Raw genomic sequence first — 22,670 nt, 5'->3', positions numbered from 1 at the left:
CGAATCCTTGGACGAGAGGCGGCGGATTATCCGCCAAAGGACGGTGCCCAGGCCAATGCCAGGGTCATGTCGTCCTGCACGATACGGGTGATGCGCAGTTGCGCGATGCCGCCGCCGGCCTGTTCGGCCAAGGCCAGGGCGCTGCTTTCGGCCACGCCGTGGCAGCCGCTGTGGCGAAAGGCGATGGCGGAATGGTGACTCAGGCGTGAGGCAAAGGGCGCCAGTTGCGCGGCGCTGAAGAAGATCAGCGGCAGGTCGAGGTCGGCCGCCAGGCGCAGCAGGCCGGGTTCGTTGCGCTTGAGGTCGATGCTGGCCAGGCCAGCGAGGGCGGAAACGGGCAGGTCATGGGCCTGCAGGGTCTGCCGCAGCAGTCTGGCCAGAGCACTGGCCGAATTGCCGCGACGGCAGCCCAGCCCGGCGAACAGCGGGGTTACGCCGGGTGTAACGGTCATCAGGCCGCCTGGCGACGGTACAGCCAGGCGCTGATCAGGCCCAGGGCGACCCAGAACGCGGCGTTGGTCAGCAGCGAAGCGACGATGAACTGCGACTCCAGGGCCTCCGGTGCCAGGCTCTCATGCACTTCAGGTTGCGGCGCGCCGATCACGTGGGGGAGGACCAGCAGCACCAGGCCTACGGCCTTGAGCAGCCAGTTGCCGGCGAACACGATCAGGGCCAGGCCCACGGCGGTGGCGGCGGCAGTGCCGACCCACCAGTACTGACGCAGGGCCAGGTCGGCGGCGGCGGTGCCGGGCAGTTCGGGCGGCAGGCCGAGGTTCGGTGCCAGGCAGAACACGGCGAAACCGCCCAGGCCCCAGAGGGCGCCGGTGGCCACGCGTCCCGGGCTGCGGAGGGTGTACATGGCGGCGAGCAGCAGGGCAAAGCCCACCGCGACCACCAGGTTGCCACCGGTGGTGGACAGCACGCGCTGCCAGCCATCTTCCGGCGACCAGGCTTCGGCGTCGTGGTGATGTTCTTCAGTGGCGGCGGCGCCGGCATGCTCGTGTTCGTGAGCGGCCGGGGCGGCGGTTTCATAGGTTTCCGCCTGGAGGATCAGCGGCGACACCCAGAAGCTCTGCAACAGGGTCAACAGCAGGGCGGCCAGCAGGCCGGCGAAGCCTGCGGTGCGGGCAATGCGCATGAACATTCGGGCAGGCCTCAGTGGCAGGGGAAGGCGGCGCTGTGGCGGGTGTCGTGAGCGGCGTTATGCACCGCTTCGATGTGCGAGAACCCGGCGAAGTAGACCAGGCACAGGCCCAGTACCGAGGCGCTTACGGCGGCGACGATACGCTGGCTGAGGGTGACGGGTGTGGCGATGGAAGGACGGGCTGTGGTGATCGGCATGGCGCTTTCCTCTTGGTGTTATCGGCAACAGGCAAGCGCGAAGAACCCCTGACCGGACTCGCCCAGGAGTTGCAACGTCGCCCGCCCACCGCAGGTTTGGTCAATGCTGGTCTGGGCCGGTCTCCGGGCTGGCGAGGGTGGATGAACAACTCCAACCGTGGCGTCACCTTCCCATGCCGAACTGCTGGCACAGTGGATCAGACGCTTTCCTCGCTTACCGTTGCGGGGGCAGCACCGGCTTTTACCGGTTTCCCGTTTCACCTTTTGTAATAAAAAAGGCACCCAAACGAATCGCGCTAGGAAATCACGCGCGTTGACATCCGTCAATACAGCGGTTGACCGACTTCCGGGCACTGCGTAGCCTTGCCGATTCGAGGTTCTTCGGCGCGGGCCGGAGCTAGGTTCTGTACGAAAAGTCTTGAGACGAAGGTCAGGCAAGGCGAAAACAGCCGAGGAAGCGGAGTTGACTGGTTGTCAATGAGCATTCCGAGGCTGTTTTCAACGCAGCATCACCGAGTATCAAGGCTTTTCGTACAGAACCGAAGAGGGGAACGCGGTGCGCCTTTATTGGCCAGGCCGCGGCTGCCCCCGCAACTGTAGGCGCTGCCAGCATCGACACAGCCACTGCCCAGACGGCGGGAAGGCGTCGGTGACGCCCTGAAGGGCACAGCGCGAGCCAGGAGACCTGCCTCGTACAGTTTCCGACATTCAACCGGGCGGGGTGATCCGGTGGCGAACGCGCCCAGGCCAGACGGCCTGCGGCTCCCGTCCCGCATGCCCGCCATCCTGCCAAGGGCATCCGACATGAAAACACTGGCCAAACTCCCCGTCACCATCGTCACCGGCTTCCTCGGTTCGGGCAAAACCACCCTGCTGCGGCACATGCTGGACAACGCCCAGGGCCGCCGCATCGCGGTGATCGTCAACGAGTTCGGCGAGCTGGGCATCGACGGCGAGATCCTCAAACAATGCAGCATCGGCTGCACCGAGGAAGAGGCCAGCGGCCGTGTCTACGAGCTGGCCAACGGCTGCCTGTGCTGCACCGTCCAGGAAGAGTTCTTCCCGGTGATGCGCGAACTGGTGGCCCGTCGCGGCGATCTCGACCATATCCTGATCGAAACCAGCGGCCTGGCGCTGCCCAAGCCTCTGGTACAAGCCTTCCAGTGGCCGGAAATCCGCAATGCCTGCACCGTCGACGCGGTCATCACCGTGGTCGACAGCCCGGCCGTGGCCGCCGGCACCTTCGCCGCCTTCCCCGAGCAGGTGGACGCCCAGCGTAAGCTGGACCCGAACCTGGACCACGAATCGCCGCTGCACGAGCTGTTCGCCGACCAACTGGCCAGCGCCGACCTGGTGGTGCTGAACAAGGCCGACCTGATCGCCGCCGACGCCCTGGCTGCGGTGCGTGCCGAAGTGGCCGAAGAGCTGCCGCCTGCGGTGAAGGTGATCGAGGCGAGCAAAGGCGTGTTGCCACTGGACGTGCTGCTGGGCCTGGGCGCCGAGTCCGAAGCTCATATCGATGGCCGGCGCACCCACCACGACAGCCACCATGATGACGACGACCACGACGATCACGATCACGACGCCTTCGATTCCATCTCCCTGGAACTGCCGGAAGCCGACGAAGCCCTGCTGCTGGACGCCCTGACCCAACTGGTGGTGGATACCGGCATCCTGCGGGTCAAGGGCTTCGCCGCCATTCCCGGCAAGCCGATGCGTCTGCTGATCCAGGGCGTGGGCACCCGCTTCGACAAGCACTTCGACCGCGCCTGGCGCGCCGACGAACCGCGGGTCACGCGCCTGGTGCTGATCGGCCAGGAACTGGAGGCCGAGGTCCTGCAAGCCCGTCTGCGCTCGGCCCTGGGCGCCTGATCCATGCACCTGCTGCGGACCCAGCCCGGTGGTTTCGTACCGGACGACAGCATTGCCGACCTCGGGCAGACACCTGCCGAGCTGGTGATCCTTTGCAGTGGTGATTCGCACCTGGCGCTGCTGGCCGAAACCGCCCGGCAGTTGCCGGGCGATTACCCCAGCCTGCGCCTGGCCAACCCCATGCAGGTACAGAACCATGCCTCGGTAGACCTTTACGTTGACCAGGTGCTGCGCCACGCCAAGGTGATCCTGGTGTCGCTGCATGGCGGCATCGGTTACTGGCGCTACGGCGTCGAGCAACTGGTGGAACTGGCCGCCCGTGGCGTGAAGCTGATCCTGGTGCCGGGCGACGACCGTCCGGACCCGGAGCTGAGCAGTCTGGGCAGCGTGACGGGCGAACACGCCGAACGGCTCTGGCACTTCCTGCGCCAGGGCGGCAAGGCCAACGCCCTGAATCTGTTCAACTGCCTGGCCAGTCTGTGGCTGGGTCGCGATTACGCCTGGGACGAACCTCGGCAATTGCCGCGTACCAGCCTTTACCACCCCGATCATGCCGAACCCGGACTGGCGCACTGGCGTGCCGACTGGCAAGCCGGCCAGCCGGTGGTGCCGCTGCTGTTCTACCGCTCGCACCTGCAGGCGGCCAACACCGGCTTCGTCGACGTGTTCTGCGAGCGTCTGGCCGGTGCCGGGCTCAATCCCTTGCCGATCGCCGTAGCCAGCCTCAAGGAAGCCGGTTGCCTGGCCCAGGTCGAAGACTGGCTGGACGAAACCGGCGCTGCGCTGATCCTCAATACCACCGGCTTCGCCCAGTCCAGCCCGGAACAGCCGCACCTGCGCCCGTTCCGCCGTGACATCCCGGTGTTGCAGGCGATCTGCGCCCAGGACAACCAGCCGGGCTGGGAGGCCAGCGAACAGGGCCTCGGCGCCCGGGACCTGGCGATGCACATCGCCTTGCCGGAGCTGGACGGGCGGATCATCACCCGGCCGGTGAGTTTCAAGGACCTGGCCTGGCGCAGCGAGCGCAGCCAGTCCGATGTGGTCTGCTACCGGCCGCACCCCGAGCGCATGGATTTCGTCGCCGAGCTGGCACGGCGCTGGTGCGAACTGGCGCGCCTGCCCAATCCGCAGAAGCGGGTGGCGCTGATCCTCGCCAACTACCCGACCCGTGATGGTCGCATCGGCAACGGCGTCGGCCTGGACACGCCGGCGGCGGCCCTGAATATCCTGCGGGCGCTGAAACAGCAGGGGTATCCGGTGAGCGAATTGCCGGATACCGGCACCGCGCTGATCCACGACCTGCTGGGCGGTGTCAGCAACGACCTCGACACCCTCGACCAGCGCCCCTGTGCCCAGAGCATGGCGCTGGACGACTACCTGGCGGCCTTTGCCCAACTCCCCGAAGCCAATCAGCAGGCGGTGCGCGAACGCTGGGGCGAGCCGCAGCAGGACCCGATGTTCCGTGGCGGGCGCATGATGGTCGCCGGCCTGCGTCTGGGCCTGACCTTCGTCGGCATCCAGCCGGCGCGTGGCTATCAGCTCGACCCGAGCGCCGTCTACCACGACCCGGACCTGGTACCGCCCCACGGCTACCTGGCCTTTTACTTCTGGCTGCGCCACGGCTTTGCCGCCGATGCGCTGATCCATGTCGGCAAGCACGGCAACCTGGAGTGGCTGCCGGGCAAGGGCGTTGGTCTCTCCGACCAGTGCTGGCCGGATGCGCTGATCGGGCCGCTGCCGAACATCTACCCGTTCATCGTCAACGACCCGGGCGAGGGCGCCCAGGCCAAGCGCCGCACCCAGGCGGTGATCATCGACCACCTGATGCCGCCGCTGACCCGCGCCGAAACCTACGGGCCGCTGCGCAACCTGGAGCTGCTGGCCGACGAATACTACGAAGCCCAGTTGCTTGATCCGCGCCGCGCCGTGGAACTGCAGAAAGACATCCTGCAACTGGTGCGCGACAACCATATCGACCGCGAGCTGCAACTGGATGGCGCCCTGGACGACGCCAACGTCTGGCTGCCACGGCTGGACACTTACCTGTGCGACCTCAAGGAATCGCAGATCCGCGATGGCCTGCATGTGTTCGGTGAGTCACCGGTCGGTCGCCTGCGCATCGACACCCTGCAGGCGTTGTTGCGCGTGGCCAGGGGCGATGGTCGCGGTGCCAATGCCAGCCTGCCCCGTGCGCTCGCCCGGGCGTTGCGGCTGGGCTTCGACCCGCTGGACTGCGACCTCGGCGAGCCCTGGAGCGGCCCGCGCCCCGAGCCACTGGCGGCATTCGACTGCGGCCCGTGGCGTACCCACGGCGATACCCGCGAGCGCCTGGAATTGCTGAGCGCCGCGTTGATCGAGACGGCGCTGTCCGGCGTGTCCGAATTACCCGACGACAGCCAGTGGGACGAAGTGCTTGCCATACTGCAAGGGCTGCGCGAGCAGGTGGCGCCGCAACTGGACGCCTGCGGCGCGGCCGAGATGCAGGGCGTGCTCAGCGCCCTCGAAGGCCGCTTCGTGCCCGCCGGCCCCAGCGGCGCCCCGAGTCGCGGACGGCTCGACACGCTGCCCACCGGGCGCAACTTCTACACCGTCGATGTACGCAACCTGCCCACCGCCACCGCCTGGCGCCTGGGCTTCGCCTCCGCCAGCCTGATTCTCGAGCGTCATCTGCAGGACCACGGCGATCACCTGCGCCAGCTCGGCCTGTCGGTGTGGGGTACGGCGACCATGCGCACCGGCGGTGACGATATCGCCCAGGCCATGGCGCTGATGGGCGTGCGGCCGGTGTGGGCAGCGGGCAGCCACCGTGTCGATGATTTCGAGATCCTGCCGCTGAGCCTGCTGGACCGCCCGCGGGTGGATGTCACCCTTCGAGTGTCTGGCTTCTTCCGCGACGCGTTCGGCAACCTGATCAAGCTGTTCGACGCCGCGGTGCAGGCCGTGGCTGCGCTGGACGAGCCGGACGACCTCAACCCGCTGGCTGCACGGGTGCGCGCCGAGCGGGCCGAACTGCTGGCCAGCGGTCTGGATGAAGAACAGGCCCGGCGCCAGGCCGGCTGGCGGGTGTTCGGTTCCAAACCTGGTGCCTACGGCGCGGGCGTGCAGAACGCCATCGACGGACGTCTGTGGCACAGCCGCGAAGACCTCGCCGAGGTCTACCTGAACCACGGCGGCTATGCCTACGGCGGCGCCGACGACGGCACCGAAGCCCGTGGCCACTTTGCCCGGCGCCTCAGCCAGGTGCAGGCGGTGCTGCAGAATCAGGACAACCACGAGCACGACCTGCTCGACTCCAACGACTACTACCAGTTCCAGGGCGGCATGCTGGCGGCGGTGGAAAGCCTTGGTGGCCGCCCGGCAGCCAGTTACCACGGCGATCACAGCCAGCCGGAGCGCCCGCGCATCCGCACCCTCAAGGAAGAGCTGAACCGGGTGATCCGCGCCCGGGCGCTCAACCCCAAGTGGATCGACGGGGTCAAGCGCCACGGCTACAAGGGCGCCTTCGAACTGGCGGCGACGGTGGACAACCTGTTCGCCTTCGATGCCACCACCCACCTGATTGATGACCATCATTACCAGTCGCTGGCCGATGCCTACGTGCTCGATGCCGCGACCCGCGAATTTATCCGCCAGCACAATCCCGAGGCGCTGAGGGACATCACCGAGCGCCTGATCGAGGCCCAGCAGCGCGGGCTCTGGGAAGAGCCGGGCGACTACCGCGAAGCCCTCGAAGAGCAGTTGCTGGACGGCGAAGAAGAGGCTTGAGATGACAGAACCCGTGCACTTTCCCCTGGCCGCAGTAGTCGGCGCCGAGGACCTGAAACTGGCCCTGTGCCTGACCGCCATCGACCCGAAGATCGGCGGCGTGCTGATCGAAGGGCCGCGGGGCATGGCCAAGAGCACCCTGGCCCGTGGCCTTGCCGACCTGCTTGGTGACGGGCCATTCGTGACCCTGCCGCTGGGCGCCACCGAGGAGCGCCTGGTCGGTACCCTCGATCTGGACGCCGCGCTGGGGCAGGGCAAGGTCCGCTTCTCGCCGGGCGTGCTGGCCAATGCCGATGGCGGCGTGCTGTACGTGGATGAAGTGAACCTGCTGCCGGACCATCTTGTGGACCTGCTGCTGGACGTGGCGGCGAGCGGTACCAACCGTATCGAGCGCGATGGACTGTCTCACCGGCACAGCGCGCGCTTCGTGCTGATTGGCACGATGAACCCGGAAGAGGGCGAACTGCGCCCGCAACTGCTGGACCGCTTCGGCCTCAACGTGGCGCTGCACGGCCAGCCGCTGCCCGAGGCGCGCGGGCAGATCCTGCGCCGGCGCCTGGCATTCGACAGTGATCCACTGGCCTTCTGCGCCGACTGGGCAGACGCCCAGGCCGAGTTGCGTCAGCGCTGCCAGGACGCCCGGCAGCGGCTGGCGTCCATCGAACTGGATGACCGCTCCCTGGAGCTGATCACGGCCCGATGCTTCGCGGCGGCGGTCGATGGCTTGCGGGCCGATCTGGTCTGGTGGCGGGCTGCGCGGGCTCATGCCGCCTGGCGCGGCGCGCTGGCGATCGAGGACGAAGATATCGAGGCAGTGGCGGAATTCGCCCTGCGTCATCGGCGGCGCGAGCAGGACACTGCCGAACCGTCGCAAGCGCCGCAACCCCAGCGCGGCCAGCAGTCCGGTGGCCAGAGCGGCACAGCCGGGGAGTGGGGCGAGATGCCGGCGCAGCCGGTTGCTGTCGGGGCGCGGCGTGAGGTGCCGGCCTGGCCAAAAAAGCCCTGAGCATCCGTGCCCGCGCCGCTGCGGATGCCAGACCCAAGGCGGGCAGGCTCGATCAGGGCGCGCGTGGCCGTGGGCGAAGTGCCGGGAAGGGCAAGGTGGCCTGGCCGGCGACCCTGCTCAAGGGCCGTCCGCGCCAGCGTGCCGACCTGTGCTGGACCCAGCGCAGCGCGGCCAGTCCAGAGCTGTGGCTGGTGATCGTCGATGCGTCGGCCTCGACCCGTCGCCATCAGGCGTTGAGCCGGGCCAAGGGGCTGTTGGCGAGTTTCTTCGATCAGGCGTATCGCGCCCGCGCCCGGCTGGCACTGCTGACAGCCAGCGGCACTACGCCGCGCTGGCAGCGGCATGGCTTGAAAGCTTCGGCGGCGCTGCAGCCGTGGTTGGCATCGCTGGGCGCGGGCGGCGGGACGCCGCTGCTGGCGGCGTTGAAGGAAGCGCGAGAGTGGTTGGCGCGACGGCAAAAGCAGTTTCCCGGCGAGCGGCAGCGCTGCCTGGTGCTGACCGATGGCCGCCTGGCGAAAAGCCCGGCGCTGCTGCCGCTGCCTTGTGCCAGCCTGCTGATCGACATGGAGAGCGGCCCGGTTCGCCTGGGCCGCGCACGGCAACTTGCGGAGCAACTAAGCGCCGACTATTTCCATATGGATCAATTGGATAGAAGTTTCAAGTTATAAGCTGCAAGCTGCAAGCTACAAGCTACAAGCTACAAGCTACAAGCTACAAGCTACAAGTTACAAGTTACAAGCGAAAGCTGATAGTGCTGATAACGCGGACTGCTTTAACTTGCAGCTTGCAGCTTGAAACTTGCAGCTCTCAGGAAGGCATGGTCCAGGGTTGCAGGTCGTAACCTTTTTGCCGCAACTCGGCGCGGACTTCTTCGATCAGGTCTGCCCACTGCGCCGGGTCGGAATAGGTGCTGCTTGGTACCTGCTTGCTGCCAATGCGGGTGCTGGTCCGGTCGATCACTGCCAGGCTTAGCTCGCCGGTACCGTTTGGCGCGTCCCAGGCGACGCACTGGAAGGGTTCGAAGGCGTGGTCGGCAATCAGCAGTGCTTCGTTGACACGCAGCGGAGCGTTCATGGGTTCGGTCTCTCTATTGGTCCCAAACAACAAAATAATAGTACCGTGCGTTTGTTCGCGGCGGCGGTTACTTGTACTGATGTCCGAAGTAACGGGTGGAGTCACACACACCGCGAAATTTTTTATTCATTCGTCGGACACCTGTTTTGCACTCGCGGCTTGAGACGTTGAATTGACAGGAAAATTCCGTGAACGAAATTTAATCCCGGTGGCCGACGGACAGACGGTAGTGGGGGCACTGGCGTTCGTTGCTACTGTTACAAACGGGTCTGCCAAGATGCTGTTTCTACTCACATTTCCAATAATTGGCGTCAAGGAACGGTCATGCTCGAACCCGCACCGAACCGTCGTTTGCTGGTGGTCGATCCCTGCGATGACTGCCACCGTCTCCTGCCTGGTCTGCGCAGCGTCGGCTGGGATGTTCACAGTTGTACCCTCAGTGGTGCCCTGGAGCATCCCTGCGATGTCGGCCTGTTGCGACTCAATGCCGCTCATCTGCAACACCCCGAGGCGGTCAAGGATCTCATCAGCCGCAGCGGCGCCGAGTGGATCGCCGTGCTCAGCGCTCAGGAGTTGCGGGCGCAGAAGGTTGGTGACTTCGTCTGCGAGTGGTTTTTCGACTTCCATACCTTGCCGTTCGATGTGTCGCGGGTCCAGGTCACGCTGGGCCGGGCGTTCGGCATGGCCCGGCTGCGGGGCAAGGGCGCGGCCCATGTCGATGAGCCGGAACACGAACTGCTGGGCGATAGCCGGCCGATCCGCGAGTTGCGCAAGCTGCTGAGCAAGCTGGCGCCCACCGAGTCGCCGGTGTTGATCCGCGGCGAGAGCGGCACCGGCAAGGAGCTGGTGGCGCGAACCCTGCACCGTCAGTCACAGCGCTGCGAAAAACCCTTTGTGGCGATCAACTGCGGAGCGATTCCCGAGCACCTGATCCAGTCCGAGCTGTTCGGCCATGAAAAGGGCGCGTTCACCGGAGCGCACCAGCGCAAGGTCGGGCGGATCGAGGCGGCCAATGGCGGCACGCTGTTTCTTGACGAGATCGGCGATCTTCCCCTGGAGTTGCAGGCCAATCTGCTGCGTTTTCTCCAGGAAAAACATATCGAGCGGGTCGGCGCCAGCCAGCCGATCGCCGTGGATGTGCGGGTGCTGGCGGCGACTCACGTCGATCTGGAAAGCGCCATCGTCAGCGGACGTTTCCGCGAGGACCTGTATTACCGCCTCAACGTGCTGCAGGTGGTCACCGCACCCTTGCGCGACCGGCATGGCGACCTGTCGATGCTGGCCAGTCATTTTTCCCGTTTCTACAGCCAGGAAACCGGGCGGCGGCCGCGGACCTTCAGCGATGACGCCCTCAGCGCCATGGGCAAGCACGACTGGCCGGGGAATATCCGCGAGCTGGCCAACCGCGTGCGCCGCGGCCTGGTGCTGGCCGAGGGACGGCAGATCGAGCCCCGGGACCTGGGGCTGCAGGAGCAGGGTGCGGCCCTTGCGCCCATCGCCACCCTGGAGGACTACAAGCACCAGGCCGAGCGCCAGGCATTGTGCGATGTGCTCAACCGGCACAGCGACAACCTGAGCATTGCGGCCAAGGTGCTGGGGGTGTCGCGGCCGACCTTCTACCGGCTGTTGCACAAGCATCAGATCCGCTGAAACCGCGCAATGCAAAAGCCCGTGGCTGCGATGACAGCCACGGGCTTTTACGTTTGAAACGCGTCAGAAGTAGTAGGGGAATTTCAGGCTAAAGGTGAAGTCGGGGGCGTCGTCGGTCAGGCCGATCGACAGGTTGGGCACGATGGTCAGCTTGTCGGTGGCGGCGAGGGTCATGCCGACGTTGAAGTAGGCAGCATTGGCGTCGCTGCCGGTGACGGTGGTCCAGTCCTCGCCGTCGGCCTTGGTTTTCGAGCGACGCTGGATCACGTCGGTCACCGAGAACGACATACTCATCTTCTCGTTGAGGGCGAAGGCGACGCCGGCACCGATCTGGAAGCTGTCGCCCAGCTTGATCTTGCCCGGTACTTTCTGGCCTTCGGTGGAACTGATGTCGCTGAAGGAATCTTCCAGGTTGTAGGTGTAGGACAGGCTGCCGAACAGCACCGCCGGGTCGTAGGTCTTGACCAGCGAGATGCCCGGGCTGATGGACCAGACGCCGTTGCCGGTGGGCAGGGCTTCCGGGTAGCTCAGGCTGTCGTTGCCAGGGTCGGTGCGGAACTTGATGCCATAGGGGTCTTTGCCCGTCGGCGCCTTGACCCGCAGGGTGACCACGGCGTCCGGCGCGTATTCCGACTCGTCCATGAATTTGTAGGCCAGGCCGAAGTTCACGTCGCCCAGGGTCGGATCGCGGGTGACGGTCTGATCGGAAAGCGCCGCGCCGCTGCCACCGGCACCGCCGGACTGGAAGGTGGACTCGCGATAGACCACCGGCACGTTGACGTCGAACTGCCAGCGCTGGTTCCAGTTGTAGCGTGCGGTCAGGTCGAGGGTCCAGGTGTCGGACTTGATGCGATCGAGGTTGATGTTGCCGAGGAAGATCGAATCCAGCGCCAGGAAGCCGTTGAGCAGCAGTTGCTTGGTGTCGTAGCGGGCGTAGGTGATGCCGGTCTCGAGGCTGAACTTGCCGCCACCGAAGAAGCCGCTGGCCTCGTCGTAGAGGTTGGACACGCTCTGGGCGGGCGCCGAGTCGTCTTTCAGCGATTCGCCGTAGGACGCGCCTGTGCCGCCTGCGGCGGCCACGGTCTGGCCCGAACCTGCGGGCTGGCTTGGCTTGCTCGCGGGGGAGCGCACCAGGCGCTTGGGTTGCTGGGCCGCCGGCTGGTCCTCGACCTGCCGGACCCGTTGCTCCAGGACCATCAGGGCCTGTTGCTGCTGTTCATAACGTTGTTTGAGGGCCTGCAACTCCTGTTTCAGCGCCTCCACCTGTGGATCCTGGGCCGCAAACAACATCGTTGACGGAACCAGAGTGCTCAGACAAACGACTGCATTGAACGAAAACGACCGGTGCATAGGTTAGCCATCCCTTCCAACTGCGCAATAAGTTGAAACAGAGCGTAGATCAATATCCGGAGATACGAAGGCCCTTCAACTGGTCCAGATTGCAATTCAGCGCGCCTGCGCTGGGCAGGTTGTCGCGCAGCACCACATTGAGCTGGGCGAGGTTGTTCACGGCGTTGTTGCCGCCCAGCAGGGTAGTGGCCTGCATCAGCCCACCGTCGGCCACGCGCTGCAGGCTGCTGCCCTGGTTGTTGGCGGCCTGGATGCTCATCTGGATGCCGCTGGCGGTAGAGGAAACGGCGAGGGTGCCGGCGTTGTTGGTGGCGCTGAGGGTGGCGCCGGCGGCCAGGGCCTGGCCTTGCTGTGGATCGAGTTGCGGGGCCTTGCTGGCCTCGCTGACATTGACCTGGACGTTGTTGTAGGCGCTGTTGCCATCGCCGGCGGAGCGGTTGACCTGGACCACGCCCTGGCCGGTGCCGAGCCCGGCGCCGCCGGTCACGTTGCCGGTGCCTTGGGCGGTGGAGGTGCCGTTGCCGTTCTCACCGGTCATGGAGACGTAGAACTGCGGCTTGAAGGTCGATTGCTGCACTTGCAGTGCGGCGGTGGCGCCGATCCGGTCGCCGTTGGCGTTCTGCCAGGTACTGCTCATGACCACGCCGAAGCTGATGATGCGCCCGGGCATCACGTAGCGGCCGCGCAACTGGTCCAGTTCCTGGTCCTTGACTTCGATGGGTTTGAAAACCTGCGCGTGGGCAGGAAGACTGGCCGCCAGACAGGCGGCGATCAGCCAGCTTGAAGTCTTCATCGGGTGCTCCCGGAGCTTCATGCTCACCTGTTGTTAGAAGAAATCGCTCTGGATGAATCCGAACTCCATCAACTGCGCATCGTCGATCGGCTGGAAGTTGTTGATGCGGTTCTTGGCGGTCAGCGGCAGTGGCGGTTCGAGCAGGGCGTTGCCCTTGTCGTAGCCGGCGCCGATGACGGCGAAGATGATGCCGTTCCAGCCTTTGACGAAGTCGTCGAACTTGTAGCGTTTGTTTCCCAGTACCGGGTCGCCGACGTAGACCCAGTTGTCGTCGGCCCGTTGCATGACCACGAAGTGCTTGTAGCCGCGGATGTCCATCAGCACCACCACCGGCACGCTGACGCTTTTCAGGCTGTCTGCCGGGATGCGGTAGCCGCGGGCACGCATGCCGAGGCTTTCCACGTAGCGTTTCATGTCGAGCATGGAGAAGCCCTGCACCCGGACGGTATCCTGATCGGAGTGGGCGAGCATGCCTTCGATGATGTGGGCTTCATCCACGTCGAGCCAGTAGGCCTGCTTGAGGATGGTGCCCAGTGCGGCGGCGCCGCAACTGAAGTCGGTCTTTTGCTGGACCAGGTTGGCGAAGCGACGTTCGCGGATGCTCTGCACCGGCTTGTAGATCGTGGTACCGCCAGGCAAGGCAACGACCGCCATTTGCGCGGCCTGTACCGATCCGACCTGACTACCCAGTGCGACCAGCGTTGCCAGCAGGAGCGCGCGCATGAGCTTCCCCATCCATTGAATTCAAGGAAAGGGGCCCCGAAGGGCCCCGATCAAGGCTGTTACATGCCAGTGCAGGCACGGCAGCCTGCGGCGATGGACAGCGAGTTGCTTTGTTGGTTGCCAGAGCCCGCCGAGACGTTGGCACCGACGTTGCCCGACACGCCGTTCAGCGAGTTGGTCAGCGAAGCGGTGTTGGTCACAGGGTTGACCCAGCCGCTTGGGGTCAGCACTTGGTAGGAGGCTACGCCGAACAGCGCGAAGTCGCCTTCTTCGTGGAACTTCAGCGGATCTTTGTCGGTACGGCCGCCACGGTCGTTGCCGTGACCGTTGCCATGGCCATTGCTGCTTTCGTCTTCTACGTAACCCCAACCATTGCCTTCGTATTTGCCGTAGGCAGCGAAGCTTGCGTGCAGGGTCTTGGTGTCGTAGGTGCGATCGGCTTCGTTGCTGACGTTCAGGCCATTGGTGGTCTGGTTGGCAGCTGCGCTGGCCGCGGCGACGCGGCCGCCGGACACGGCGATGGCCAGGTTGTTTTTCTGTTGGTTGAAGTCGCCGGCGGTGACGTTTACCCCGATGTTGCCGGAGCTGCCGTTGGCCGAGCTGTTGAGCGTAGCAGTGTTGCGAGTCGAGTAGTTCTTGACATGGTTGCCCATGTTGTTCTGGGTAGCGCTGGAGATGGCCATGGCGCTGCCGAAGATGAAGCTCTCGTCGGCGGTGGCGATTGCAGCGACGTTGTCTTGTTGGTTGCCATCACCGGCCGCGGTGTTGGCGCCCAGGTTGCCCTGCGAGCCATTGGCCGAGTTGTCCATCTTGGCATCGTTGCGAGTGGCTTCGTTTTTCACCCAGTTGCCGCTGTTGGTCTGGGTGTCGATCACCGTGGCGGCGGCGCCGGCGTTGATCAGCAGGGACAGCAACAGGGATTGGGTATTGTCGTGATCGTTGTGGTGGCCGCGACCGCCGCCATGGTCGTCACGTCCGCCCGCTTGTGCAGCAACTGCCATGACCGCTGCGAGTGCGAATACCAGAGGCTTGAGTGCCATTTTAGGTTTCATGGTGTTTCTCCGCATTTATCGTTTTGATTGTTAAGTGTTGTGTTGCAGGTTTCGGGTCAGTCAGCGACCCGTACGCTCAGGGTGTTGCCCATCTGGTTCCCCACCCCGGCGCTCTGGTTCAACTGCACTACGCCACGGCTGCCGGTGAAGGCCTGGTCACTCGTGTTGACCTGGCGACTGCCGGGGGCGTTGTGGGTTGAATCGGAGCTGTTGGACAGCGCCACGTTCTGCTGGAGCAGGACGCTGTCATCGATGCTTTGCGGTATGGCGCTGATGCTGATGCGCACCGCGTTGGCCTGTTGCGTGCCGGCGCCGGCCGACTGATTGATGCCCAGCACGCCGCTGCCGTTGCTGAACGAGTTGCCGCCGATGCTGGTGCTGGCGTCGATGGCGCGGCTCGGTGCCGTGTCCATGCGCTGGATGATCCGGGTCGTTGCATCGGCGTCGTGGCCGATGGCAATGGCGCGACTGTTGTTCTGTTGCTGCTGGTCGCCAGCGGCCTGGTTGACCGACAGGTTGCCCTTGTAGTGCTGGGCGCTGGCGTCGATGTTGGCGTTATCCACCACTGGCGAGGCGGCCAGGGCACTACCCGTGCAGAACAGGGCGATGAACAGCAGGGAGGCCTTCATCTCATTTGCCTCCGGTGAGGATCTGCAGCGGTGCCATGCCGCGCTGGATGCCTGCGTTCACGGTATTGGAGATGCTGCCGGTTGCGCCGCTGCCGCCACCGCCGGTGCTGTTGCCAAGGCCCGGCAGGCTGCTCGGTACCGAATTCACCACGCGGGAGCCGCCGCTGGCGTCCGGCACCATCACCCGGTTGACCAGGGTCGCGCCGCTGGCGACGGTGGCGAAGTCGCCGTCACTCAGTTCGTTGCTGGTCTGGGCAGTGATGCGGGAGGATTCGTTGGTGTTGACGGTGAGCGGATTGGGATCAGGGCGGTCGTTGCGGAAGGCGTTGCGGGTTTTGACGTCTCGGGTCAGTACCACCACGCCGTTGCCCTCGGCTTGGGCAGGCAGCGAAGCGATGAAGGAAGCACTGAGTGCATATCCGATGACCACAAGGCGGAGCAGATTATTGTTGTGATTCCCCACGGCGGCGGTTCCTTCTTCTGAGCGCTGGCCCTTCAGCGTTGCGAGAGAAAGAGCAGAAGCTGTGCCGCTTTTTGTTTTGTTCAGGAAATCAACGAGTTGCGGGGAAATGTCGCGAGCGCTTCGCGTTGCCTGTAACGCCGCTGAGACAACGCAGCGGCCGTCGGGCCGCCGCCAGGAACGGGATGCCCGCCAATCGGGGCTCCGGCCAGACTGTATCAGCGCCGAGACAGTCGGCCGGTCGGTGGTCTGGCAGGCTCTGGGGTGGGGGTCGGCACGGGCCGGGGTGTATCAGTGGTTTAACACTCGGTGGCGCAGGCCGCGGGTTTTCCGTCCAGCAACGCTTGCACGAGAGTCAGGACCCTGGCGCGGCGGCTGGGCCAGTCACCGTCGATCACCTGGGTTGTCAGCGAGTGCCGTTGCAACCACTGCCGACTGGACTCGAAGAAGGCCCGGCGTTCGGTCAGCTCCGGCTGGCAGCGCTGCCCGTCGCCGATCCACGGCACACCCTCGGGGCTGAGCAGCAGGTGCAGATCGTAATGCCGCTCCAGCAGCGCAGGTTCGAGCCAGTCCGGGCAGTCGCCGAACAGCGTGCGGCTCCAGAGGATGTTGCTCAACAGGTGGGTGTCGAGGATCAACAGCGGCGGTTGGCGCCGGCGCGCGGCGTCTTCCCAGGCCAGTTGGCCACGGGCGATGGCCGGGATATCGGCGTAGCAGGTGTCGCGCTGCTGTTCGTCAATGAAGTGGCGAACGTATTCGCCTACCAGCTCGCCGACGAAATGCGCCTGGATCTCCGCGCCGAGCCAGCTCTTGCCACTGGATTCCGGGCCTGTGAGCACCAGCACCTTCATGCGGCCACCAACGCCGGGTCGCGGCGCCATTCGCGCAGCCCCTGGATCGCCATCAGGGTGAACAGCCCGTAGAGGCCGGCGGTCAGGTACAGGCCCTGATGCAGGAACAAGCCCACGCAGATGACATCGATGGCGATCCACAACGCCCAGCATTGCACTCGCTTTTGCGCCATCCATCCTTGCGCCACCAGGCTGAAACCGGTGATGCCGGCATCGACCCAGGGTTGTTCGGCGTCCGTCCAGGTGCTCATGGCCGCACCGACTGCCACGCTCGTTACCAGCCCGATGAACAGGCCGAGGTTGACCTGCGCTGGCGTCAGCAGGCTGACCTTGCGCGCTTCGCGCACGCTGTCCGGCCGGGTCCACTGCCACCAGCCGTAGAGTTGCAGCACGGCATAGACGCCTTGCAGGAGCATTTGCGAATACAGGCGGGCGTCATGGAATACCCAGGTGTAGAGCAGCACCATGGCCAGGCCGATGGGCCAGCACCAGGGATTCTGCTTGACCGTGAGCCAGACGGAGAGGGCGCCGAGGGCGGCAGCGAACCATTCGAGGCCGGACATCGGCACTCCTTCAACGCGGGAAAAAGGGGTGGGGATTGTACCTGTGAAGGTTTGTCCATGGCAGCGATTGCCGGGGACCGACCTGACATTTTTGTCAGTTTCGCTGCGTCGCATTTGCCGTCAGATTGTCGGGGCGGCGTCGTAGTGGCTGTTGAGTCGTAGTTGCGTCGGACCCTTGTCGAGCTGCCATGGCAGTTTCAGGAGATAAGACAATGAAAAGATGCACTGATGGTTGGACGCTACTGATGGCCGTGCCGTTCCTGACGCAGGTGGCGGTGGCCCAGGCGGCGGGTTGCGAAGAGACGCTGCAGCAGATCCAGGCGTTCTACAACAAGACCGTGGACAACTGTCCGGGGGACAGCGGCGAGGCCCAGGCGGCCTACAACTGTTCCGGCCTCATCGCCAGGGGGACCAAGCGTCCCGAGCATACCGGAGGCAAGGCGGGTGACTACTACGTCTGGCAAACGAGCCCCAAATCCCGTGAGCAAGGGAACATTGCGGCAACCTACCTGCGCAAGGACGTGGTCTTCGCGGACGTTCATGTCAAAGGCGACGTGTGGACCAACTTCAATGACGGTTTCCTGCTCATGCCGCCCTGGCTGGTTGCCAACCAGGCGGACCGTTCCTATATCGACTGCGCCTTCCCTGCCGACGCCTGGGCGTTCGAACGGGCGGACAAGGGCTGCGGCGACAACCAGAAAACCCCGGGTGTCGAGACTACCTGTGACTCGCTGGGCGTGAATGGTCAGAACTGGGTGGACAAGTATTTCGAACCCTACAAGTACTCGCAGAGCGAGCTGATCGGTGGCACCAGTTGTGCCTTCGACCTGAGAACCACCGATGGCGCCAAGAGTGCCGAGGCGTTCAAGCAGTTCCTCGATGCCCGCAAGGCCATGCAGAACGTGGCGAACCAGGACACGGCGTTCGGCTCCTACACGGAAGTGCGCTACACCAACCCGCCCAGCAACGAGTCAGTGCCCTGGGCGTTCTACTACACCGACCCGGCCGGGCGTGAGGATGCCCTGAAGAATCGCGACGAATACAAAAAATTGAAAGGCGTCGATGTCCCGGTGATCCAGATCCAGTTCCCGCGGGACAAGAACAGCCAGGCGACGTTCTCCTGCGAAGCAGGGCCGACCCCAGGACCTGCACCGGTACCTGAGCCAGGCGGCAACGCAACGGAGCTGGCAGCCGGAGGCTGGGGCCTGGGGGACGATCCCAAGAAATGCTCCCGTTACTTCGATTCGGTGGTGTGGATCAACCGTTGGGACGCCTACCTCAACCAGCATGTCGATTCGGTGTCGGTCACGCCGTCCGCGTGCGGGCGTGAAATCGGTGCGGACCAGACTGACGCGGCGATGGAGGAAATGAAACAGAAAGCCACCTCCGTGCCGGGTGGGGCGAAAAAATGGGGCGACCGGGACGCCACCCTGCGCCGTCAGTACGTTTGCCATATCTCGTTGGTGGAGGAGAACGGCTCGTCGGTCAGGTACAAGCAGGAATACAACCTGGAGCCCATTCGCTCCTACGTCTCCCACGAACAGTCGCTGGAAGCCAAGTGCAACCCGCCGCTGACCGACAACAAGATTGGCGGGGGTTGGGGGCCTGGCGGTTCGGCGCAGTGCACGCAGTACGTCAGTTCGGTCAAGTGGGTGAGGCGCCAGTTCCCCGAATATGGCAGCCAGCAGGTGATGTCGCTGGAAGTCACGCCTACCGACTGTGGCCGTAACATCGGTCCGGACCAGAACGCGAAGATGATGGCCGAGATCAAGAAGAAGGCGCTGGCAGCTGATCCGAAGGGCGCGGAGTACTGGGGCGCCAAGGATGATTCGATGCGGCGCCAGACTGTTTGCCTGATGAAGATGTACCGGGAGAAACCGACCTGGAATATCGAGTCGATCCGCCCGAACGGTGTGAGTGCGGCGCAGGCTGAGGCTGCGCATTGCAATTTCAAGTGATTGAAGGGGGTTGACGAGGTGGGCTGCCGATACTCGTTTGGGTATCGGCAGTTTTTTTGGGCTTTTTATGCAGGTTTGGGGGCGATTCTTGGGGTTGTGGTTGTTGATTTTGTGAGCATATCCGTTATTTTCGGCGATGTTGGCGGCCCGTTCCGCCTTTACGGCGGGTCCCTTTTTTCTTGGAAAAAGGAACCAAAACCGCTGGCTCCCACATACGGCCCTACGCTTCGCTCCGGGTCCCCTCGCTCCGGTGTCCTCCAGGGGCCGCGCGGCCTACGACTTGCTTCGCCAAGTCTACGACTCGCGCTCTTCGGCTACGCCGAAGGGGGCTGCGCCCCAGCCCCTTCCGAACACCTCCACTCGGCCTCCTGAAGTCGCAGGTTACGGGCGGCGCTCTCACGGACGGATCTTCGAGATTTGGATCTGATTTTGATAGGCGCCCCAAAGAGCCAGAGCTTTTGCTCTGGCTTTTGCTCTTCATGCGCGTCAGTTCAGACGCCGCCAATTGCGACTTCAGCCGGCCGAGTGGAGGTGCCTGTAGGGGCCGGGTGCGTAAGCACCCTTCGGCGATAGCCGAAGACGCGAGATGGAGATTTGCGAAGCAAATCGTAGGCCGCGCTGGCCCCGAAAGGTGCCGGAGGGAGGGGACCCGTAGCGAAGCGTAGGGCCGGATGTTGGGAGCGGGCGGTTTTGCTTACTTTTGACAAGACAAAAGTAAGCCGCCGTAAGGGCGGAACGGGCCGGCAACGTCTCCGAAAATTATGGATAATCACGCAAAATTGATCTTTTCAGAGATTCGGTGAGGAACCGTTTTCACCCGAGTTCTCCCGACCGACCTGATATTTTTGTCAGTTTCGCAAAAGGCTTCGCCTTGGCAGATTAGTAGCCGGGCGGTGGTGGTTTTGGGTCGTATTCGCGCCGAACGCACGACATGAATCTTTAACTTCATCGTCCAAGGAGGCGCTGACATGAAGATTGCAGCCAATACCCTGACCGCGCTTGTTTCGCTTTCCGTGCTGTCGGCGCTTCCATCGGCTAAGGCCGAGACCTGCGAAGCCACACTGAGTGTGGTCCAGGAGCTGTACAACCGCACCGTGGACATCTGTCCCGACGGTGACACCGCCTCTGACTGTTCGGGACTGTTGATCCGGGGAACGCATCGCGCCGATCCGGCGAAAGGCCAGGCCTTCGATGTCTGGAACCCCAGCCCGAACGCACTGAGGATCGGCAGCATCGCATTTTCCTACCTGCGCAAGGACATCAACTTCGATGACCCTGGCATGGATGCCACCAACGGTTTCATTACCACGCCTTTCGATTACCTGTGCCAAGGGCAGCAGGGCGCGCACCTGCAGTGTGCCTTTACCTCCGACGGCTGGACCGACTACCGCAACGACCGTGGCTGCTTCGACAATAACCAGACCTCGAAAGTGGAGGGCTTCTGCCAGGACACCGGCATTACCACCGGCGCGAAATGGCTCGCCCAGTTCCTCGCGAACCAGCCGGCCAATGGTGTCTGGGGACCTTATCCCTACCAGGCTCAATGTGGCTTCGATATGGCCAGGGGGCGCGGCCAGGCCGGGCGTGCGGCGGCGTTCAAGACGTTTTTGGAGTCTCGGCGGCTGGTCAACAACCGTGAGTTCATGATGCAGACCGAGGTCAGGGTCTCCAACCCCGGTAACGACCAGATGCCGGTGCTGGCATTTTTCACCGAGGGCCCCCACGGCCTCGCCGATGCGCTGGCCAATCAGCGTGACTACCTGGCCAGGACCGGTCAGTTCCGGCCGGTGATCGCTATCGACTTTCCCAGGACACCCGGCGGCGTCGCGACGTTCTCCTGTGCGCCCAACCAGATGCGACCGCCGGCCAGTGTGTCGACGCCAGGCTTCTGCAGGGCGGGCAGGTCGCCCAGTCCCGGGTTCGCAGTGAGTCCCAAGCCGATCGACCAGGCCACCCAGGCAGCCCTGGCCGCGCAACTGGCACAAGCCCAGTCTGCTGTCGCAGCGGCGACCGCCGCGCAGGCACAGGACGATGCGAAGCGCTGCAAGCCGTGCATCAAGGAAAGCAAATGGATCCAGCGCGACGACCCTGTTCTGGGCGCAGGCATCTGGTCGCTCAGCATCACGCCCACGGACTGCGGCCGCGCCATCGGGCCGGACGAGACCGATCGCATGTACGCCGAGCTGTACAACAAGCACAGCAATGACCCGCAGTGGCGGCAATATGCTGACAACTTCGGATCGATGCGCCGGCAGTTCGTGTGCCATCTCGCCAACAGCAACGCGCGGAAAAAAGCCGAATGGAACCTTGAGCCCGTGCGCCCTTATGTCAGCCATGAGGCGATGCTGAATCTGTCATCGCCCTGCAACCCCGGACCGGCGGACAAGGGTAAATAGGCTAGCGAGCGGATGTCTGGCGAGAGGGCGAAATCATGGATATCAAAATAAAGTGTATGGCTCCGGTACTGATACTCGGTTTGGTCATCCAGTCGGCGCGAGCGGAAGTGCCGATGTGTGCAAAAACCCTGGAAGTCATCAACAGGCTCTACAACAACCTGGTGACAAAATGCGAAGGCAGTGAAGGCACAGGTCCCCTCACGGATTGTTCCGGTCTGATCATCAGGGGCGCCAAACGGCCCGAGGCCAGCAGTCCGCCTCAACCGGCGGGCAGTTGGTACATATGGAACCCGAGCCCCAGAGGCCAGGAGCTCGGCACTTCCGCTGCCTCGTGGATGCGCAAGGACGTCAACTATGAGTCGCCAGGCGTCGAGCATAGAGGCGGCTTTATCGTCACGCCTGTCAGCCTTGTGCCAAAGGGCGAGCCAAAATCTGAAATCGCCTGCATCAGCCCATTGGACTTCTGGAGTGATTTTCGAAATGACCAAGGGTGTGGTGACAACAAAGAATCAACAGATCAAGTGGAGCAGTCCTGCCAGGCAGAAAAGATAGATGGTGAAAACTGGTACCGAAAGAAATTCCATCCGTTTGGCGATTCGTTTGCAAACCTTTCCCGGAGGGGACAGAAGCTGTGCACCTTCTATATGAAGGAAGGCTACGACAAGGTCAAGGCTGCCGAGAACTTCCTCAAGGCAAGAAATTCCATAGAAACCACATATTCTGCTTACGAGTCGCAGACCGAACTGCGTTTCTATCACCCCAAGGAACCCAATACCCAGTCGATATTGGCCTTTTTCTGCACGAACGATGCCGCTTGTGCGGATGCGGTGTTAAATCGAATTGAATATTTCGAATTGACAGGCTTCGTTAGAAATATAATAAAAATAAAATTTCCCGATGTTCAAGGAAAGACGGCGACGTTCTCTTGTGATGAGGCAACGGATGGTTTGAATGGGGTGGATGTCGATAGTTATTACATGCGTATATACAAAAAAATTACGGAAAAGAAACTTGAGGCGCAGCGCAACGCTGATTTCGACGCAGTTTTTGACGCGGAGAACGAGCTGCAAAAGATGCACTCGGAATACCGTGCGATGACAGATGAGGTAAAAAAATAAAAGCAGGTTTTGTTTTTTCAATTACGACGTCAGCTTTGACCTCATGGCCGTTTTTACGCCGATTCCAGC

General features: G+C 63.6%; 20 protein-coding genes and 2 riboswitches. Of the genes, 8 read left to right on the top strand and 12 right to left on the bottom strand.

Going from position 1 to position 22,670, the window contains the following annotated elements; genetic code table 11:
* Window positions 1-26 precede the first annotated feature (26 nt).
* Genes AC05QJ_RS19095 through AC05QJ_RS19085 form a run of 3 tightly spaced genes read right to left on the bottom strand, consistent with a single transcriptional unit; the run spans window position 27 to window position 1,341 of the window.
* Window positions 27-452, bottom strand: coding sequence for a cobalamin biosynthesis protein (locus AC05QJ_RS19095; protein WP_476742850.1), 426 nt, complete (start codon window positions 450-452; stop codon window positions 27-29).
* On the bottom strand, window positions 452-1,144 hold the full coding sequence (locus tag AC05QJ_RS19090; protein WP_476742849.1) for a CbtA family protein: 693 nt from the start codon (window positions 1,142-1,144) through the stop codon (window positions 452-454). Before AC05QJ_RS19090 ends, AC05QJ_RS19095 begins: the two co-directional genes overlap by 1 nt.
* Window positions 1,145-1,155: 11 nt before the next feature.
* A complete protein-coding gene (locus AC05QJ_RS19085; protein ID WP_476742848.1) occupies window positions 1,156-1,341 on the bottom strand; it encodes a CbtB domain-containing protein in 186 nt (61 codons plus the stop codon).
* Between the two features lie 97 nt (window positions 1,342-1,438).
* A riboswitch (cobalamin riboswitch) is annotated at window positions 1,439-1,642 on the bottom strand.
* Window positions 1,643-1,847: 205 nt separating this feature from the next.
* Window positions 1,848-2,048: riboswitch (cobalamin riboswitch) on the top strand.
* A gap of 97 nt (window positions 2,049-2,145) precedes the next feature.
* Here AC05QJ_RS19085 and cobW point away from each other — a divergent pair.
* The 4 genes from cobW to AC05QJ_RS19065 all read left to right on the top strand — a co-directional run bounded on the left by cobW (window position 2,146) and on the right by AC05QJ_RS19065 (window position 8,652).
* A complete protein-coding gene (gene cobW, locus AC05QJ_RS19080) occupies window positions 2,146-3,213 on the top strand; it encodes a cobalamin biosynthesis protein CobW (protein WP_476742847.1) in 1,068 nt (355 codons plus the stop codon).
* Window positions 3,214-3,216: 3 nt separating this feature from the next.
* Window positions 3,217-6,978, top strand: coding sequence for a cobaltochelatase subunit CobN (gene cobN / locus AC05QJ_RS19075; protein WP_476742846.1), 3,762 nt, complete (start codon window positions 3,217-3,219; stop codon window positions 6,976-6,978).
* A 1-nt stretch (window position 6,979) separates the two neighbouring features.
* A complete protein-coding gene (locus AC05QJ_RS19070; protein ID WP_476742845.1) occupies window positions 6,980-7,984 on the top strand; it encodes a magnesium chelatase ATPase subunit I in 1,005 nt (334 codons plus the stop codon).
* Window positions 7,985-8,079: 95 nt separating this feature from the next.
* The gene (locus tag AC05QJ_RS19065; protein WP_476742844.1) at window positions 8,080-8,652 is read left to right on the top strand and encodes a vWA domain-containing protein; all 573 of its coding nucleotides are present in this window, start codon (window positions 8,080-8,082) and stop codon (window positions 8,650-8,652) included.
* 139 nt (window positions 8,653-8,791) lie between these two features.
* On the opposite strand, the gene AC05QJ_RS19060 is transcribed toward AC05QJ_RS19065, so the two are convergent.
* Window positions 8,792-9,058 (bottom strand): hypothetical protein, encoded by a 267-nt coding sequence (locus AC05QJ_RS19060; protein ID WP_476742843.1) that lies wholly within the window; start codon window positions 9,056-9,058, stop codon window positions 8,792-8,794.
* A gap of 324 nt (window positions 9,059-9,382) precedes the next feature.
* Here AC05QJ_RS19060 and AC05QJ_RS19055 point away from each other — a divergent pair, with 324 nt between their 5' ends.
* Complete coding sequence (locus tag AC05QJ_RS19055) at window positions 9,383-10,708, top strand: sigma-54 dependent transcriptional regulator (protein ID WP_476742842.1); 1,326 nt, start codon at window positions 9,383-9,385, stop codon at window positions 10,706-10,708.
* Between the two features lie 63 nt (window positions 10,709-10,771).
* Here the strand turns inward: AC05QJ_RS19055 and AC05QJ_RS19050 are convergent, their stop codons facing one another.
* The 8 genes from AC05QJ_RS19050 to pnuC all read right to left on the bottom strand — a co-directional run bounded on the left by AC05QJ_RS19050 (window position 10,772) and on the right by pnuC (window position 17,129).
* Window positions 10,772-12,058, bottom strand: coding sequence for a transporter (locus AC05QJ_RS19050; protein ID WP_476742841.1), 1,287 nt, complete (start codon window positions 12,056-12,058; stop codon window positions 10,772-10,774).
* A gap of 49 nt (window positions 12,059-12,107) precedes the next feature.
* Complete coding sequence (locus tag AC05QJ_RS19045) at window positions 12,108-12,851, bottom strand: hypothetical protein (protein ID WP_476742840.1); 744 nt, start codon at window positions 12,849-12,851, stop codon at window positions 12,108-12,110.
* 33 nt (window positions 12,852-12,884) lie between these two features.
* On the bottom strand, window positions 12,885-13,574 hold the full coding sequence (locus tag AC05QJ_RS19040) for a C39 family peptidase (protein ID WP_476742839.1): 690 nt from the start codon (window positions 13,572-13,574) through the stop codon (window positions 12,885-12,887).
* Between the two features lie 59 nt (window positions 13,575-13,633).
* Window positions 13,634-14,626, bottom strand: a complete 993-nt coding sequence (locus AC05QJ_RS19035; protein ID WP_476742838.1) for a heme utilization protein — start codon at window positions 14,624-14,626, stop codon at window positions 13,634-13,636.
* Between the two features lie 56 nt (window positions 14,627-14,682).
* Complete coding sequence (locus AC05QJ_RS19030; RefSeq protein WP_476742837.1) at window positions 14,683-15,255, bottom strand: adhesin; 573 nt, start codon at window positions 15,253-15,255, stop codon at window positions 14,683-14,685.
* 1 nt (window position 15,256) lies between these two features.
* Window positions 15,257-15,718 carry a hypothetical protein gene (locus AC05QJ_RS19025; protein WP_476742836.1) on the bottom strand — a complete coding sequence of 154 codons (462 nt, stop codon included), beginning with the start codon at window positions 15,716-15,718 and terminating at the stop codon, window positions 15,257-15,259.
* Window positions 15,719-16,014: 296 nt separating this feature from the next.
* Window positions 16,015-16,566, bottom strand: coding sequence for an AAA family ATPase (locus AC05QJ_RS19020; protein WP_476747964.1), 552 nt, complete (start codon window positions 16,564-16,566; stop codon window positions 16,015-16,017).
* Window positions 16,563-17,129 carry a nicotinamide riboside transporter PnuC gene (gene pnuC, locus AC05QJ_RS19015; protein WP_476742835.1) on the bottom strand — a complete coding sequence of 189 codons (567 nt, stop codon included), beginning with the start codon at window positions 17,127-17,129 and terminating at the stop codon, window positions 16,563-16,565. Before pnuC ends, AC05QJ_RS19020 begins: the two co-directional genes overlap by 4 nt.
* A 212-nt stretch (window positions 17,130-17,341) precedes the next feature.
* Here pnuC and AC05QJ_RS19010 point away from each other — a divergent pair, with 212 nt between their 5' ends.
* The 3 genes from AC05QJ_RS19010 (at window position 17,342) to AC05QJ_RS19000 (ending at window position 22,601) form a co-directional block, all read left to right on the top strand.
* Window positions 17,342-19,087 carry a DUF2599 domain-containing protein gene (locus AC05QJ_RS19010; RefSeq protein ID WP_476742834.1) on the top strand — a complete coding sequence of 582 codons (1,746 nt, stop codon included), beginning with the start codon at window positions 17,342-17,344 and terminating at the stop codon, window positions 19,085-19,087.
* Window positions 19,088-20,055: 968 nt separating this feature from the next.
* Complete coding sequence (locus tag AC05QJ_RS19005; RefSeq protein WP_476742833.1) at window positions 20,056-21,483, top strand: DUF2599 domain-containing protein; 1,428 nt, start codon at window positions 20,056-20,058, stop codon at window positions 21,481-21,483.
* 35 nt (window positions 21,484-21,518) lie between these two features.
* Window positions 21,519-22,601 carry a hypothetical protein gene (locus tag AC05QJ_RS19000; RefSeq protein ID WP_476742832.1) on the top strand — a complete coding sequence of 361 codons (1,083 nt, stop codon included), beginning with the start codon at window positions 21,519-21,521 and terminating at the stop codon, window positions 22,599-22,601.
* Window positions 22,602-22,670: the final 69 nt, after the last annotated feature.

The organism is Pseudomonas sp. TUM25319 (assembly GCF_056388475.1).
The sequence above is the reverse complement of the archived record's forward strand: the minus strand, read 5'-3'. Positions and strand labels throughout refer to the sequence as shown.